The organism is Streptococcus wuxiensis (assembly GCF_040888245.1).
Taxonomy (GTDB): Bacteria; Bacillota; Bacilli; order Lactobacillales; family Streptococcaceae; genus Streptococcus; species Streptococcus wuxiensis.
The window spans coordinates 217064-230097 of record NZ_JBFNFE010000001.1 but is presented as its reverse complement, the minus strand read 5'-3'; the positions used below and the strand labels follow the sequence as shown (position 1 = coordinate 230097).

Annotated in this window: 17 protein-coding genes and 1 tRNA gene; 2 read left to right on the top strand and 16 right to left on the bottom strand. The window is 34.1% G+C overall.

Going from position 1 to position 13034, the window contains the following annotated elements:
• Positions 1-47: 47 nt before the first annotated feature.
• The 12 genes from AB2B47_RS01115 to AB2B47_RS01060 form a co-directional block, all read right to left on the bottom strand.
• A complete protein-coding gene (locus AB2B47_RS01115) occupies positions 48-374 on the bottom strand; it encodes a hypothetical protein (RefSeq protein WP_006145674.1) in 327 nt (108 codons plus the stop codon).
• A 305-nt stretch (positions 375-679) separates the two neighbouring features.
• On the bottom strand, positions 680-814 hold the full coding sequence (locus AB2B47_RS01110) for a hypothetical protein (protein ID WP_320693416.1): 135 nt from the start codon (positions 812-814) through the stop codon (positions 680-682).
• Positions 815-958: 144 nt separating this feature from the next.
• Positions 959-1831, bottom strand: coding sequence for a hypothetical protein (locus AB2B47_RS01105; RefSeq protein WP_320693415.1), 873 nt, complete (start codon positions 1829-1831; stop codon positions 959-961).
• A gap of 309 nt (positions 1832-2140) precedes the next feature.
• Positions 2141-2926 carry an ABC transporter permease gene (locus AB2B47_RS01100; RefSeq protein ID WP_003013947.1) on the bottom strand — a complete coding sequence of 262 codons (786 nt, stop codon included), beginning with the start codon at positions 2924-2926 and terminating at the stop codon, positions 2141-2143.
• A 1-nt stretch (position 2927) separates the two neighbouring features.
• Positions 2928-3722, bottom strand: coding sequence for an ABC transporter permease (locus tag AB2B47_RS01095; RefSeq protein WP_320693414.1), 795 nt, complete (start codon positions 3720-3722; stop codon positions 2928-2930).
• Positions 3719-4705, bottom strand: coding sequence for an ABC transporter ATP-binding protein (locus AB2B47_RS01090; RefSeq protein WP_003010129.1), 987 nt, complete (start codon positions 4703-4705; stop codon positions 3719-3721). Before AB2B47_RS01090 ends, AB2B47_RS01095 begins: the two co-directional genes overlap by 4 nt.
• An 804-nt stretch (positions 4706-5509) precedes the next feature.
• Positions 5510-5581, bottom strand: a tRNA-Arg gene (locus AB2B47_RS01085).
• Positions 5582-5623: 42 nt separating this feature from the next.
• On the bottom strand, positions 5624-5971 hold the full coding sequence (rplS, locus tag AB2B47_RS01080; RefSeq protein ID WP_001068670.1) for a 50S ribosomal protein L19: 348 nt from the start codon (positions 5969-5971) through the stop codon (positions 5624-5626).
• Positions 5972-6089: 118 nt separating this feature from the next.
• A complete protein-coding gene (gene crcB / locus AB2B47_RS01075; RefSeq protein ID WP_320693413.1) occupies positions 6090-6419 on the bottom strand; it encodes a fluoride efflux transporter CrcB in 330 nt (109 codons plus the stop codon).
• The gene (gene crcB, locus AB2B47_RS01070) at positions 6413-6787 is read right to left on the bottom strand and encodes a fluoride efflux transporter CrcB (RefSeq protein WP_006152649.1); all 375 of its coding nucleotides are present in this window, start codon (positions 6785-6787) and stop codon (positions 6413-6415) included. Before crcB (AB2B47_RS01070) ends, crcB (AB2B47_RS01075) begins: the two co-directional genes overlap by 7 nt.
• The gene (locus AB2B47_RS01065) at positions 6784-7050 is read right to left on the bottom strand and encodes a chorismate mutase (RefSeq protein WP_006152665.1); all 267 of its coding nucleotides are present in this window, start codon (positions 7048-7050) and stop codon (positions 6784-6786) included. Before AB2B47_RS01065 ends, crcB (AB2B47_RS01070) begins: the two co-directional genes overlap by 4 nt.
• A gap of 114 nt (positions 7051-7164) precedes the next feature.
• Positions 7165-7608, bottom strand: coding sequence for a flavodoxin (locus AB2B47_RS01060; protein WP_004253355.1), 444 nt, complete (start codon positions 7606-7608; stop codon positions 7165-7167).
• 103 nt (positions 7609-7711) lie between these two features.
• Here AB2B47_RS01060 and AB2B47_RS01055 point away from each other — a divergent pair, with 103 nt between their 5' ends.
• Positions 7712-8650 (top strand): DHH family phosphoesterase, encoded by a 939-nt coding sequence (locus AB2B47_RS01055; RefSeq protein ID WP_320693412.1) that lies wholly within the window; start codon positions 7712-7714, stop codon positions 8648-8650.
• Between the two features lie 92 nt (positions 8651-8742).
• Positions 8743-8985, top strand: coding sequence for a type B 50S ribosomal protein L31 (locus AB2B47_RS01050; protein WP_004253349.1), 243 nt, complete (start codon positions 8743-8745; stop codon positions 8983-8985).
• A 214-nt stretch (positions 8986-9199) separates the two neighbouring features.
• Here AB2B47_RS01050 and AB2B47_RS01045 read toward each other — a convergent pair whose 3' ends face one another.
• From AB2B47_RS01045 to AB2B47_RS01030, 4 genes are all read right to left on the bottom strand, one after another.
• On the bottom strand, positions 9200-9475 hold the full coding sequence (locus AB2B47_RS01045) for an HU family DNA-binding protein (protein WP_004253345.1): 276 nt from the start codon (positions 9473-9475) through the stop codon (positions 9200-9202).
• 108 nt (positions 9476-9583) lie between these two features.
• Positions 9584-10420 (bottom strand): DegV family protein, encoded by an 837-nt coding sequence (locus AB2B47_RS01040; protein WP_006152655.1) that lies wholly within the window; start codon positions 10418-10420, stop codon positions 9584-9586.
• Between the two features lie 169 nt (positions 10421-10589).
• A complete protein-coding gene (locus tag AB2B47_RS01035; RefSeq protein WP_320693411.1) occupies positions 10590-11822 on the bottom strand; it encodes a tetratricopeptide repeat protein in 1233 nt (410 codons plus the stop codon).
• On the bottom strand, positions 11812-12975 hold the full coding sequence (locus AB2B47_RS01030; protein WP_006152634.1) for an AI-2E family transporter: 1164 nt from the start codon (positions 12973-12975) through the stop codon (positions 11812-11814). Before AB2B47_RS01030 ends, AB2B47_RS01035 begins: the two co-directional genes overlap by 11 nt.
• Positions 12976-13034: the final 59 nt, after the last annotated feature.

Below are 13034 nucleotides of genomic sequence, written 5' to 3'. Positions count from 1 at the left end.
GAAGTTAGAGATAAAAAACTAACTTCTGGGGGTGTTTTAATTACAGATTACTCTTCCTCATCAAACATAAGCGCATCCAGTTCTTCTCTTTCAGCTGCAATCTCTTCATAGGTCGTAATAATATTATTTAATATTTCTAATGTGATGACACCAGTCGAATCATTCATTGTAACCATGGTTCCAATGCTACTTAAGTCATGAATAAGGGCTCTTACTTTTTTTAATTCGTCCAAATCTAGAATATCCACTTCCATAACTGTATCATGATTTTTTATTCTTGATTGGATTAGAGAAAGAGACAAGGATGAATAGTTTCTTAACAACTTATAGGTCATTGACTTGTCGCCTATAGTATCAATACAAATGGCTAACATCGTTTCTACTCCTTATAGATAGCTAATTTTCTTACATTCTACTATACCTAGATTCGTCACTCTTACTCTTCTGATTCCCTTTTTATTTTTGGGATTTTCTTATTATCCAGTTCAGGAATGCCCTTGTTCTCAATCTTGGGAAGGTTCTTTAGTTCATCGGCAGTAGGTACCTTCTGGTATACCTTAGCAGGCCTATAGAGTAAAGCAAACGATAAGAACAAGGCAATAACGCTCCCAACGGCTGCTATGTTCCGTTTACTCGCTTCTGTCGAAGGAACCCTAGCTCCGCTTGTACTAAGGTCCTTTCATTCAGCATGCTCTGTTTCAATCGCTTTTTTTTCTTCCCAAAGTGGAACGAGTAAAAAATGGTTAAATGGCACAACTGTAGCCATGGCTGTCGCGCCTAGCGGGATAAATCTATTGAGATTTATGATAAGCAAGATACTTAGGATAGAAAATAATACGAATAGAACTATTACTAAGACTAAGCGAATTTTATATTCTTTTTTAGTTGCAAATATTCTTCTTGGGTCATTTAATCAATTTCATCTTTCTCTAATATTTTGAACAGTTGAACGCAACTTTTAGTATAAATCTTTGATAAAAGCAACAACTTGACGGTTTCCAATTCTAACATAATAGCCACCGCTATTATTGACAAGTTTATCCCCTTCATATTTATCAATCTTTACAGCATAAAGACCGCTTGGTAAGGGTTGATTGTTAAAAAACTCTTTCATTTGCGATTCAAGGTCTTCAAGATAGGCATCATATAACTGATCCTTCTTGTCTTCTGGAGTGTAGTATCGAAATTGAAATTCTGGTATAAAAATATCTTTTTGGAAAAGATATTGAGCATCCATAGGATACATCCCTTGTAATGCTTGTCCATTTCTTTGATTTTCCTCTAATATTTTATCATAAAGATACATGTTGCCAGATTTACTATTAAATTGAAAATCAATCCCTTCGTACTTCAAAGCAGTCATTTTAGGATCTGTTATTGAAGTGTCCAATGTTTTTAAAAACTCACTGGTACCTGGACTAATCTCAATTCCTAGATAGGCTAATTCTGGAAAAACCTGATAAATTTTTTTGTTTTGTTCATAATCTACTTCTGCATCCGTCTTTTTATACTTTTTGTTTTCCGAAGGACGAGTATAGTATTCAAATCGAGAATTAGCCTGATAGGTTTTACCATCTATATTTTCAGTGTAAGTACCATGGATTACAAATCCTCCTACACTTGTATAGTTTTTTTCGTATTTTTCTAACTCAAACTGACCTGTAAGACCGTAGTTCTCATAAGAACGATGTACAGCTTGCTCAAGTTCATTCCGACTTGCATGGGCAAATAGACCCCACATATCCATCATTGCAAGAATAGGACTAAGGATTATGAATATTGCAAATAGTATAACCATGGATAAGCAGCCAATTAATAAGCCTTTTTTCATCTCTTTCTCCTAAACATTCTATGTCCATTATACCACACCATGGATATCTTATGAATGGTTCAAAATTTGGTCAAAGAAAAAACACTGGTTATCCAGTGTTTTTGTGGCTAGTTTCGCTCCCCTGCAGGAATCAAAAAACAGGACTCAAACCCTTGATTTAAAGGCTTTTCTAACTTACTTGGTCAATTTTTGGTCAAAAATTTCGCTTACTTTTTTTCAAACTCACTCCGGCAATTCCACCTTCAAGCTCATATCCGAAAGTACAGCGAATCACTTCCTTTAGTCAAACATATAACTGAACAACATTGTTTATCTTCCTGCACTTTCATATTTTTTCAATCCTTTTCTAAAAATTGTACGACTGATAATAATCAAAAAAACTGTAAAAACTATTTGATAGAAAAATAGGTTCAATGTATCTTTCCCTAAAAATATTAATACTGCAGGATTGGCAATTAATAAATTGGGAACAAATAACATAGTGATCAATCTGTTAATACCTGTAAAAATATTATATGGATACTTAGAAATTCCAATATAATTCAAAAATACATCTACTTTTGAAAATTTAGTTGGGAACCAAAATGAACTAATCGTTATTAGAAACCAAATTGAATAATATATAATACAACCACACATTAAAGAAAGGATATAAAATAATATTTTTAATGAATTTAAATGTACATTTAAATTTCCATAACTTATAAAAATGATCGCAAGACCAAAAAAAGTATTCACGAATTGAACTAAATTAAATGATCTAAAAATATAGAACAACTGAGTATCAAACGGCCTCAATAAAATTTGATCCAAGTTACCACTCAAAATATCTGATTCTAAAATTCCCATACTTCTAATTAACAATCCCATCATAACTCCATCTACAATAGTGTAGGAACCTACCAAAAATAAAATTTGATAATAGTCCCAACCATTAAAAGAGTCTATGTTTAAGAAAATCAATCTAAAAAATACAATAGGTAAACCAATCCACAGTATCGACGAAAATAGACCACAAAAGAAGTCAAAATGAAAATTCATATCAGATTTAAAACCAAAATGAAGTAGCCTAAAAATTACTTTTATTCTAAACATTTTATCCTCCCACATTTGAGAAGTGCTCCACTCCTTTTCTCAATATGAATCTTGATATAATATAAAAAATGATGCACCAAATCAATTGAATACAAATAATTCTCAAATGGTCTATTAATTTATATGTATCATTACTAAACATCTGAAGCGGTTCATATACTAAGTATTTAAAAGGTAATACATCTAAAAACAGACGAAAATTATTTGAAAAAAAACTTAAAGGCAATAATATTCCTGATAAAAACTGAATTACTATTTCTTTAACAGTAAGGACAAAAAATATATTTTCTAACCAAAAAGAAAGCATACCTACACAACATGATATTAAAAACCATAGAACCATAGATAGAATAATTGCAATACTTCCTAAAATAAGAATTTCAATGGTTAATAACTCATTCTTGTAATAAACACTAGAGAATAAAATGACAGGAATGATGATAAATAATAAATGAGCAAGCCTATCTCCAAGCATTTTACAAAAATAATACTTATAAAAAGTAACAGGTTTTATTAATATGCTAAAAAAATTTCCTGAATGAACATCGTCATTGATTTCCCAATCAACTGGATAAAAAACAAAATATGAAAAAATTATAGTCCCCAAATAGTATTGAACCATTGAGGTAAAATCATATCCTGCTATATTTATCTGGTTACTCTGATATATATACGTCCATAAAAATACTGATATCATAATTTGTATACTTCCCTGTAACATTAACAATAGTACACTTGATTTATAGTTCAAAATAGATCGAAATGATATCAGAATAATAGACATTTCTTTTTTCAATTGTGCTCCTTTTTTGTAAAATAGTTTTGTAAAATAATTTCTTCTAAAGAAAGATTTGATATTTCAAAATCTTCTATATCTACAAGCTTATTGATTGATTCTAATGTCTCAAAGACAAAATCTCTAGGTATTTTTAGTATACATTCCGATTTTGTTTGAGAAATGACTACTACTCCTTTAACAGAGCATAACTCTGGTACCAAATCTAATGTCATTTTTATCTTTAAATATTTAAAATCAGAAAATTTAGATAAAATAACATCCATTGACTCCTGCAAAATAATTTTTCCTTTGTCAATGACGATTAATTCGTCACAAACAGACGAAATATCATCCATATCATGACTCGTTAAAATAATAGTAGTATGACATTCTTCATTCATTTTCTTTAAAAATGTTCTGATATCTTTTTTAGACTGTATATCTAACCCTATAGTAGGCTCGTCTAAAAATAATATTTCCGGACTTGTTAAAGATGCCGCGATAAACTCCATTTTCATTTTTTGTCCAAGAGAGAGGGTCCGGACCTGCTGGTAAAGCTGATCTTTTACATTCAACAAATTGCTTAATTCCTGAATTCGTTCTTGTAAAATCGCCGGTTCTACCTCATATAAAGTACCAATCAATTGAAAATAATCCATAGCCGAAACATCTTGAAATAACTGTAATTTATTTCCTACTACTATTGAAATTTTTTTTCTAAAATTTATACTTCTTTTAAATGGAATTTCTCCATTCACTTCTAATTTTCCGGAACTAGGATAAAGAGTCCCAGTCAACATTTTAATCGTTGTGGATTTACCAGCTCCATTACTCCCAATAAAGCCAACTATACTCCCTCTCTTAATCGTAAAACTAATATCTTGAACAGCTCGAATCGTTATTTGATTACGTTTCAAAAATCTCTTGATAAATGGGAGTCTTGAATCAAAATTATAAAAATTTTTAGATAAATTCTGAGCATTAATAACTATTTCACTCATATATCTCTCCTTTCGATAAAATATATTTACTTGTACTTTTTCCATACTTTACCAAAATGCTAAAGATTGAGCTAAAATCTTCGGGATGGGTAAAATAATAGATGTTAAATATATGTCTTCGTGTACTTCTGTTATTAAATCAATAATCCTCTGACTACTCTTAGAAGATATCAAAAATTCCGACCACAACGTTTCTTATTGATTTTATAACGGTTATAGTAATCATACATTTAAAGATTCAAATTCCATAATCCATTCCTTGCTATTCATAAATTACCTCCATTTTTTATAGTCAGTCTAATATCTACAATTTTCTATATAATATTATTGTATCATTATTTTATATATTCGTATATAAATAAGACAATATTCCTCATAACTAATTTACATTAAACAGAGATAAATCAGTCAAAAATTAATTATTTAACTAACATAGCGAGCATAAATAACTTATACCTATAAAGACTTACTCCTATGATCTACTTAACCTCATAATCATCAAAATCAAAACAAATATTTAGTCAAATTTTGGTCACACTTTGGTCAAAAATTCCAAAAATACTAAGTTATTTTAGACAGACAATTCAAATTTTTATACATATTAAATACAAAATAAAATAGACCAGCTTCCTGATCTACTTTATTCTATATTCATAAAAATCAAAACAAATTTTTGGTCAAATTTTGGTCAACGTTTGGTCAAAAAAACAAAATATACTATACTATTTTAAAAAACTAAATTGTGATGATTGCCTATAAATAAAGACTTTGAATATTCTTTATGTTTCTTTACGCTTCTTAAAATGCCCCCTGCAGGAATCGAACCTGCAACTACTCCTTAGGAGGGAGTTGTTATATCCATTGAACTAAGGGAGCTAGAGAAAAACCCTGCCTTGCAGCAGAGTTTTGTTCATCGAATTAACGACGGATTTCTTTGATACGAGCTGCCTTACCTTGAAGAGCACGCAAGTAGTACAATTTCGCACGACGTACTTTACCGTAACGAACAACTTCGATCTTTTCAACACGAGGAGTGTGGATTGGGAAGATACGTTCAACACCTACACCGTTAGAGATTTTACGAACTGTGTAGTTTTCTGAGATGCCAGCACCTTTACGTGCAATAACAACACCTTCAAAGATCTGAACACGTTCACGGTTTCCTTCGACAACTTTCGCGTGTACACGAACAGTGTCACCAGGACGGAATGAAGGGATATCTGTACGAAGTTGACCTTCAGTCAAGCTTTGGATTAATGGATTCATTTTATTCTCCTATCTTTGTCAATCTTGAGGAAACTTCCTCAGCGGATAAACTGTATTTTTGTGCGTCCATTACACACAAGATACAGTTTATCAAATTTCCTAGAAAAAGTAAAGAAATTTAAAGCAAAATTCCCAAAAAAATTGCAAGAAAACCAAGCAAGTAGGTTAATAATAAATAACTATAAAATGCCTTCTTGTCACTTAGCAGTTTTTGTAGTTCATCGTTCAAGGTTGAGAAAGTAGTCAAACCACCACAAAAACCAGTTGCAAGAATAAGATAGACTTCTTTTGACTCCACATGGTTATAGCATAATCCAATCAAAAAACAACCTAGAAGATTAGCTATGAGTGTTCCTAGTGGAAGCACTGACCCTTGATTATAACGGGAAAAGAAATAACGAACAAGAGCACCCAGTCCACAAGCAAGCGCTAGATAAAATACTACCATTTCTTCCTCCCTAGACAATAAGCTAATAAAAGTCCACCGCCGATGCTCAAAAGCAAATAGGTCACTAAACTAAGGTACCGCCCTGTATCCAGTAATTTCACAGCATCTAATAGGAGACTAGAAAATGTCGTTAAGCCACCACAGAATCCTGTTCCAAGTGCTAGAATAGTGCCTTTACTACTTCCCTTATAAACCAGATAACCTTTTACAAGGTAGATAAGGCAAAAAATTCCTAAATAGTTGACTACTAGTGTTCCCCAAGGGAAGTCTGGACTAGATGGCAACCATATCGAAATCTGAAAACGCACAATTCCTCCCAGCATACCAGCTAGAAAGATTCCTAGAGGGTAAAATTTTTCTTTTTTCATTTGATCGTTTTATCCTGATAATCTCGTGAACGTTTGAGAATATCTGAAAAAGTCTCAGCAATTGTATCTTCGTATTTTTTATTGCCTACACGACTTTTGACTTTCTCAAAGATAACTTCTTCTCTTTTAGTATCTAGAATAGGTTTTCCTGAAGCTTTTTTATAGGCAACTACTCCTTCAACTAAATGCATCCTCTCTTCTAAAAGTTGAACGATTTGGTCATCGATTTTATCGATTTCTTGTCGAATATTATCTAAATCCATAGAGTCTCCTTTTTAATTGAACTATTGTACCAAAAAAGCACTAAATAGGCTAGTAAAGTTCTAATCCTGCTTAATAAAAACTGCACTGACAATTTTCATCAGTGCACTTCATGCTTATCCTACTTTAGCAGCTAATTCTTCCGCGAATTGCTCCAAGCGTTCAATATCTTCTTCCTCAGCAGAAAGGTCAACTTTAACGCACTCTGAACCCTTTTCAGCTCCAGTAGCGATAAATACTCGGTCGAAGTCATCAACAGCTTTACAGAATTCATCGTAGAAAGTATCTCCTGATCCGACTACACCATAGATTTTACCGCTCAAGTTGAGGTCTGCTAGATCTTCGTAGAAGTCCATCATCTCATCTGGTAATTCTCCATCTCCGTAGGTATAGGTTGCGACAATGGCGATGTCTGCTTCTAAAAAGTCAGAAGCGTCAACGGTTGTACACTCATCAACATCCACTTCTAAACCACATTCTCTTAATTTATCTGCTACAATATCAGCGATTTCTTCAGTATTACCGGTCATACTGGCAAATACAATTTTTGCTAATGCCATAAGGTCCTCCTCAATTAATCTTTCTCCATTATATCACATCTTTTTCATTTTAAAAATAAAAACTCTTGTGCTACAATGAAATGAGAAAGAATTGAGGTTCATTATGGAAATTTGTCACCAAATTTTAGAAAAAATCAAAGCATACAATACTATTATCATCCACCGTCATATGAAACCAGATCCTGACGCTTTGGGGAGTCAGTTAGGTTTAAAAGCCTTGCTTGAGCATCATTTTCCAGAAAAAACGATAAAAGTAGTTGGTTTTAATGAACCAACCTTAACTTGGCTTGCTAAAATGGATCAGGTAGAGGACACAGACTATCAAGGTGCACTTGCCATTATCTGTGATACAGCAAACACAGCACGTATTGATGATAAACGATATCTTAATGCTGAGACTATTATCAAAATTGACCACCATCCAAATGACGAAGTCTACGGTGATCTTGTTTGGGTAGACACGAACTCTAGTAGTGCGAGTGAGATGATTGCTCTTTTTGCTGAAGCAACTAACTTAGAATTATCCGACTACGCTGCCAAAATGCTCTGCGCTGGAATTATTGGTGATACTGGCCGTTTTCTCTACCCTTCTACTTCTGCACGTACACTTCGTATCGCAAGTCAACTCAGAGAACATAACTTTGACTATGCTGAATTAACACGTAAAATGGATACTATGAGCTTTAAGATTGCCAAACTCCAGGGTTATGTTTATGACCACTTAGAAGTTGATGAAAATGGTGCTGCACGTGTTATTCTCACCCAAGAAATCTTGAGGAAATACGACGTTACTGATGCGGAAACAGCAGCCATCGTTGGAGCTCCGGGCCGTATTGATACTGTTAGCCTTTGGGGAATCTTTGTGGAGCAAGCAGATGGTCACTACCGCGTACGTCTTCGCAGTAAATTTGTCCCAATCAATGAAGTTGCAAAAGAACATGATGGCGGTGGCCATCCTCTTGCTAGTGGGGCAAATTCATATAGTTTAGAAGAGAATGAGCTCATCTACCAAAAATTAAAAAACTTGCTGAAAAATAGATAAAAAGCTTGCCAAACTTTTCAGAATCTGATAGACTAGTATGGTAACAATCTATGGCTCGCAAAGAGACCATGGCAGAAAGGAAATATTGCAAAATGAAAAAAGATATCCATCCAGAATATCGCCCAGTTGTCTTCATGGACACAACTACTGGTTACAAATTCCTTAGCGGTTCAACAAAACGCTCTAGCGAAACTGTTGAGTTCGAAGGCGAAACTTACCCATTGATCCGTGTGGAAATTTCATCAGACTCACACCCATTCTACACTGGACGTCAAAAGTTCACTCAAGCAGATGGACGCGTGGATCGTTTCAACAAAAAATACGGTCTCAAATAATCAACCGCATCACTTGTATACGGTTAAACGAAAACAACTTCGATTCGGAGTTGTTTTTTTTGTTTCTTTTATTTTTTCAAGCTTTAATTTTTTTTATAGCTTATAATAGTCCCAATTCTTATTTCTACTTCTACTTTCGTAACAAGTCCTCCATTAAACAAAAAAACCTACTAACCAAGCTTGACGCTTGATTAATAGGTTTTTTATAAAATCATTATTTAACTGCTTCTTTAAGAGCTTTACCAGCTTTGAATGCTGGAACTTTAGAAGCTTTGATTTTGATTTCTTTACCAGTTTGTGGGTTGCGACCTTTACGAGCTGCACGTTTACGAACTTCGAAGTTACCAAAACCGATCAATTGAACTTTTTCACCAGCTGAAAGGAATTCAGTTACAGCTGCGAATACAGCGTCAACTGCTGCTGCTGAATCTTTCTTAGTCAATTCTGTAGCTTCTGCTACTTTAGCGATCAAATCTTGTTTGTTTGCCATGTTAATGAATCCTCCAAAATTATTTCTAATTAACACTTATAATCATAACCTAAAATTGCTTTTAGGTCAAGTCAAAAACACCTTTTATCTCAATTTTTCTTCATTTTTTTAGGAATTATAGCGAATTAAGATCGCCCAGGCGTTTTCTCCGGTGTGAGTTTGGATAATTGAGCCTGTTTCTAGAACTGAAATTGGTTTTTCAACGTAAGGTTGTAGAACAGCTTTCATCTCGTTTGCAAATTCATTTGTACCTGCATAAGAAATACCAATCTCAGCTACTGAACGATTTGAAAGAGTGGCTACTAACTCATCCAACCATTTCTTAAAGGTTTTTGAACCACGTCCTTTGACAATCGGTTGAAGCTCATTGTCTTTCATTTGCATAACTACTCGAATATTAAGTAAAGAGCTTAGCAAACCAGTAACACGGCCAATGCGACCACCTTTTACAAGATTTTCTAAAGTTGAAACACCGATGTAGAGTTCAGTGTGATTTTTTACGTCCTCTACATGGGTTAGAATAGTTTCAAGGTCTTTTCCTTCTTGAGCTAGTTTAGCAGCTTCCACAACTTGGAACTTCAAGGCCTGATCTGTGAATGAACTATCCAAAACAGTGACATCTGCTGTTGATAAACTTGCACCTTGACGAGCCGCTTCAACAGTTCCTGATAAAGCATGGGACATGTGAATAGCTAGAATCTGACTACCATCCTTACCCAAATCATCAAAAATTTCTGCAAAGAGTCCCACTGGTGGTTGACTAGTCTTAGGAAGATTTTTACTAGCTTGCATCAAGCGAAGAAATTCTCCTTCTTCAAGATCTGCATCTGAATAAAGGACACTATCAATCATTACAGATAGTGGAACAACAGTAATATCAAATTCTTTAACCACTTCCGGTTCAATAGTAACCGAAGAATCCGTTACAATTTTTACTTTTGTCATTTTGCTAATCTTTCTATTTTTACTTTGTTGATTATTCAACTTATAACTATAACAATTATATCAAAAAAATACTAAAAGTTCATACTCAATCCACCTAAATTTAAAGCAATTTATACTTCTTTTTAATAAAAAAAGAAAATCACCTATGCTTGGTGATTATCTTTTGTATTTAAGATAAATAATCATACAAATCTTGCATTTGTAAATCATCGGGTACTAATTGTAGATAGGATTGAATGTAGTCTTTTGCTTCTTCTAGCTTACCTAACTCTCTTAACAAATAAATAAACTGTTCCAAAAACTCTGGATTATCCTTGAGTTCAGTAGCAAGTTCCTTATAGAGATCATATGCTGCATCTAATTCTTCAGTTTCTTGATAACTTCGAGCAATCATCCATTTAGTCAAGAGATTTTCAGGTTCATAGACTGCTAAAGCTAGAATATCTTCGTATCTTTCTTGTTCTTGGTAGATGGTAGCTAAGCGTAGCAAAATTTCTTCCTGGTCATCAGCATTTTCTTGTGCTTGAATCAGATAAGCTTCTGCTTGCTCAGATTGATGCAACTCATAAGATAGCTGAGATGCAAGGAGTAAGAGTCGAGTTTCAAAAGGATTTTTTGACAAGCCCTGCTGAGCTATTTTAAGAGCCTCTTCTGTCTGATGCTCTTTATGAAGGGCTTGACTATAACCATATTCATAACCCTCAAAATCTGGGGAAATAGTGTCTAGTTGTTTAAAGTATAGTACGGCTTTCTGGTAGTCCTCTTGGTCAAAATAGAGACTTGCAAGCTCAAAGGCTGTTTGGTCATCATATTCTAACTCTAAGGCTTTTTCTAAAAATTCTATTGCAGATTCAAACTTACCTAAACGTGCATAAGCAAGACCAATTCTCTGATAGGTCGAAATTCCAGTTTGATCGTAGATAGCACGATTATCTAGTTGAGCATAGCCCTTAATGGCTTCTAAATCGTTTCCTAGCTCACTATCTAGTTCAGCTAGTCCAAATATCAGGAGAGGGTCATCAGAGTAGCTACGAGCTTCTAGAAGCTTCTCACGCGCAACATCTGTCAATCCTTCCATCTGATATAAATCTGCTTTTAAGGCAAGAGCTGATACGTACCATTCACTTTCCGGACCAATATTCTCTAAATAATCAAAAGCCTCCTCAATCAATCCATCCTCACCAGCTATTGCAGCTAGATTGATGTAGACTTCTGGAAATTTCGGTGCTAGTTTCTCATAGATTTGTGCTGCCTGTGGATAGAAACCAATCCCTTCGAGATATGCAGCAAGTTCAAGAAGAACTTCATCTGAATCTTCCTCTAGGGCTTTTTGGAAAAAAGATTCTGCTTTTGATAAATCTTGTTGCTCCAAGGCTTCGAGCATTTGTTGACTATTGTTCACCTTCAGTCTCCTCTACTGGTTCATAAAGTCCACTAACTCCTTTATACCAATCAAATATTGCTGAGATGACTACTTTTGCGGAAGCGTAGATTGGAATACCTAGCAATACACCCCAAATACCAAACATGGATCCTGAAGTCAACAGTACAAAAAGAATGGTAATTGGGTGAATATTTAATTGACTACCCAAAATCAGTGGAGAAACAAAACGTCCTTCAATAGTTTGCTCTACAATGAAAACGATAATAACTTTTAAGAGCATAACAGGACCAGCAATCAAACCCAAAACAAGGGCTGGAATCATTGCAAGAAAACTACCTAGATAAGGAACTAAATTGAGAAAACCGGCTGTAATACCTAAAGTAACAGCATAACGAAGTCCTATAATCTTGAATAAGATAATAAACATGATAGCTACGATTACAGCGACCGTAATTTGTCCTCTAACATAATTGGAAAGTTGTTGATTTACTTCTGAAAGAACCTTACCAACTGGTTCTCTCAATTTATTTGGTAAGAATTGAGTAATATAGTCTCTAAGTCCTTTTCCATCTCGAAGGAGATAAAAGAGCATAAATGGCATGATGATCAGAGCGACAATGACCTGTGACGTTCCACTGATAAGAGCACTTACCCAGTTAACAGCCTTAGAAGAAATATTACTTGCCCAAGCAGTTGCTTGTGTTGAAAAATTAGCTAAAACTTGCTCCAGTTGGGGTCTAAAGTCATCTGGCAAATGCTTGGTTACAAGGTCATTAATGACTCTATCAGCATCCTCGAGATAACTTGGGACATTTTGCGCAAAAATTACTACTTGACGTTGAAGGTTTGGAATTGCAACGGCTAGTCCAATAATCAAGAGAATGGCAATAATGATAAAGATGATACTAATGGCTAAGACACGGTTAATCTTGTACTTCTCCATCAGATCTACTAGTGGATTTAAGAGGTAAAAAAGTAGACCCGATAAGATAACCGGCAACATCACTACTGATAAAAAGTCTATAACTGGGAAAAATAAAAAGCTAATTTTACTGAGAATAAAAATATTGAGACCTAATAACAAGGTCACCAAGAAAACAGTGGTCGCTTTATTGTCTAAAAACCATTTAAAAAACCAAGATAAAGTAAAGTGTTTCTCTTTTTGTTCCATTTTTTCTTCCTTTCCTTTGTCCTAACATTATACCATGTTTTAAGAAAAATAAGGGTTTT

Coding starts and splice junctions, on each gene's coding strand:
- AB2B47_RS01040 (WP_006152655.1), bottom strand. CDS start 10,420: ATGACAAAAGTAAAAATTGTAACGGATTCTTCGGTTACTATTGAACCG.
- AB2B47_RS01045 (WP_004253345.1), bottom strand. CDS start 9,475: ATGGCAAACAAACAAGATTTGATCGCTAAAGTAGCAGAAGCTACAGAA.
- AB2B47_RS01105 (WP_320693415.1), bottom strand. CDS start 1,831: ATGAAAAAAGGCTTATTAATTGGCTGCTTATCCATGGTTATACTATTT.
- AB2B47_RS01115 (WP_006145674.1), bottom strand. CDS start 374: ATGTTAGCCATTTGTATTGATACTATAGGCGACAAGTCAATGACCTAT.
- AB2B47_RS01065 (WP_006152665.1), bottom strand. CDS start 7,050: ATGGATTTAGATAATATTCGACAAGAAATCGATAAAATCGATGACCAA.
- AB2B47_RS01090 (WP_003010129.1), bottom strand. CDS start 4,705: ATGAGTGAAATAGTTATTAATGCTCAGAATTTATCTAAAAATTTTTAT.
- AB2B47_RS01030 (WP_006152634.1), bottom strand. CDS start 12,975: ATGGAACAAAAAGAGAAACACTTTACTTTATCTTGGTTTTTTAAATGG.
- crcB (WP_320693413.1), bottom strand. CDS start 6,419: ATGGTAGTATTTTATCTAGCGCTTGCTTGTGGACTGGGTGCTCTTGTT.
- AB2B47_RS01060 (WP_004253355.1), bottom strand. CDS start 7,608: ATGGCATTAGCAAAAATTGTATTTGCCAGTATGACCGGTAATACTGAA.
- AB2B47_RS01100 (WP_003013947.1), bottom strand. CDS start 2,926: ATGTTTAGAATAAAAGTAATTTTTAGGCTACTTCATTTTGGTTTTAAA.
- crcB (WP_006152649.1), bottom strand. CDS start 6,787: ATGAAAAAAGAAAAATTTTACCCTCTAGGAATCTTTCTAGCTGGTATG.
- AB2B47_RS01055 (WP_320693412.1), top strand. CDS start 7,712: ATGGAAATTTGTCACCAAATTTTAGAAAAAATCAAAGCATACAATACT.
- rplS (WP_001068670.1), bottom strand. CDS start 5,971: ATGAATCCATTAATCCAAAGCTTGACTGAAGGTCAACTTCGTACAGAT.
- AB2B47_RS01050 (WP_004253349.1), top strand. CDS start 8,743: ATGAAAAAAGATATCCATCCAGAATATCGCCCAGTTGTCTTCATGGAC.